This is a genomic window from Neisseria sp. P0021.S005, assembly GCF_051956955.1.
Map to the genome: position 1 here is coordinate 1 of NZ_JBQCWY010000506.1, position 2233 is coordinate 2233.

The 2233-nt window shown below is 49.0% G+C and carries 3 protein-coding genes and 1 pseudogene; all 4 read left to right on the forward strand.

Annotation, left to right across the window (positions count from 1 at the left end):
* Positions 1-178, forward strand: a pseudogene (locus ACTHUE_RS16180) (HPr(Ser) kinase/phosphatase); the annotation flags it as partial.
* On the forward strand, positions 159-1013 hold the full coding sequence (gene rapZ / locus ACTHUE_RS16185) for an RNase adapter RapZ (protein WP_070461625.1): 855 nt from the start codon (positions 159-161) through the stop codon (positions 1011-1013). The pseudogene ACTHUE_RS16180 and the gene rapZ, both read left to right, overlap by 20 nt.
* 34 nt (positions 1014-1047) lie before the next feature.
* Positions 1048-1272: a protocatechuate 3,4-dioxygenase gene (locus tag ACTHUE_RS16190; protein ID WP_070461624.1), complete on the forward strand. Its 225-nt coding sequence runs from the start codon at positions 1048-1050 to the stop codon at positions 1270-1272.
* Between the two features lie 93 nt (positions 1273-1365).
* Positions 1366-2233 (forward strand): ribosome biogenesis GTPase YlqF (gene ylqF / locus ACTHUE_RS16195; RefSeq protein WP_440423986.1); only part of this gene is annotated, 868 nt, incomplete at its 3' end.

Below are 2233 nucleotides of genomic sequence, written 5' to 3' on the forward strand. Positions count from 1 at the left end.
CGTCCGTTCCGTTACCCTGCCTGTTGCAATCGGTCGAAACTTAGCAGTATTGGTTGAAGCTGCAGTACGCAATTACATCCTTCAATTGCGTGGTAAAGACAGCACCAAAGAATTTCTCGAACGTCACCAAACACAACTCAAAGAAAACGAACAAAATCATGAAAATCGTCCTGATTAGCGGCTTATCCGGCTCGGGAAAGTCCGTAGCTCTTAAGCAGCTCGAAGATTTGGGCTATTACTGTGTCGATAATCTTCCCTTGGAAATGCTTCCATCATTGGTTTCACTCCATATCGAACGGGCCGATGAAACCAAACTCGGTGTCAGCGTTGATATCCGTTCCCGTATTAATATCCAAGAAGCGCAAGAGCAAATCCAATATTTGCGTGACGAAGGACATCAGGTTGAAGTCCTGTTTGTTGAAGCAGAAGAGGGTGTTTTGGTTCGCCGCTTCTCAGAAACCCGACGTGGACACCCTTTGTCTGGTCAAAACCTGACTTTGTTGGAAAGCCTGCAAAAAGAACGCGAGTGGCTCTTTCCGCTTAGAGACATCGCATATTGCATCGATACGTCCAAAATGAATGCTCAGCAGCTGCGTTATGCTGTGCAACAATGGCTCAATATTGAACGTGTCGGTTTGCTGGTCATTCTTGAATCCTTTGGTTTCAAATATGGCGCTCCCAATAATGCCGACTTTATGTTTGATATGCGCAGCCTGCCCAATCCGTATTACGATCCGGAATTACGCCCCTTTACTGGCATGGACAAACCTATTCAAGATTATTTGGGCCAGCAGCCGTTGGTTCAAGAAATGGTTGATGACATCGACCATTTTATTAGCCGCTGGTTGCCGCGCCTGCAACAAGAGAGCCGCAGTTATGTGACGATTGCCATCGGTTGTACCGGCGGTCAGCACCGCTCCGTTTATGTTGTGGAAAAACTGGCCGAGCGCCTCAAAGGCCGTTATGAACTCCTTGTCCGCCACCGTCAGGCTCAAAGCTTGGCAGGACGCTAACTTGCCGTTTCAGACGGCCTCAAAGGAAGAAACCATGAAAAAAATCAGTCTGACCGCATTATCCTTGCTTATCTTGACCGCCTGCGCGACAGAGCCTGTCACTGCTTACCGTTGGCATCGTACCGGCGCGAGCGAAGCTGAAGTTTCCCGCCAAATCAATACTTGCAAATCGCAAGTCCAAAATAGAAATACATACAAGACGTTCGAGCAATGTATGGATGAAGCAGGTTATTACAGCTATGAACATGGCAATCTCTAAATCCGGATTGACCGATTATCCAAATACCGAGGCCGTCTGAAAAAAAATGATTGTTCAGACGGCCTCAGATACGAATAGAAAGAACAAAAAGACATGGCTATCCAATGGTTTCCCGGCCACATGAACAAGGCAAAAAAAGCCATTGCCGAACGCATTAAAAGCGTTGATATGGTGATTGAGATGTTAGACGCGCGTATGCCTGCTTCCAGCGAAAACCCTTTGCTTGCCCAGTTGTCCAAAGGCAAGCCAAAACTCAAAATCTTAAACAAGCAAGATCTTGCCGATCCCGAGCGTACCAAAGTTTGGCTCGAACACTACAACAGCCGCCAAGATACCCGCGCCATTGCGCTTGATTCTTCCGAAACCGGCGCTCATGGCAAAATTACCCAAGCCTGCCGCGCCATGATTCCGCATCGCCAAGGTATCGAGAAGCCGCTACGTGTCCTGATTTGCGGCATTCCCAACGTCGGCAAATCCACCTTGATTAACGGCATGATCGGCAAAAAATCTGCCAAAACCGGTAACGAACCCGGTATTACCAAAGCCGAACAACGCCTTTTCCTTGCAGACGATTTCTGGCTTTACGATACCCCCGGTATGTTGTGGCCGAAAATTATCGTCGAAGAAGGCGGCTACAACCTTGCGGCCGGCGGTGCAGTCGGACGCAACGCACTGGACGAAGAAGAAGTAGCGCTTGAGCTTTTGGATTACCTCCGCCGCCATTATCTGGCCCTGTTGCAAGAGCGCTATCAAGCCGACAAAGATCCAAGCAGCCATTGGGACGATACTTCTTGGCTGGAGTGGATTGCCAAGAAACGCGGTGCGGTTTTGAGCGGCGGACGGGTCAACTACCAAAAGGCCGCTGAAAATATCCTGACTGATTTCCGCGAAGGCAAAATCGGCAGAATCACGCTGGAAACGCCAAACCAATGGGAGGCTTGGCTGAAAAAAGCCAGACAGA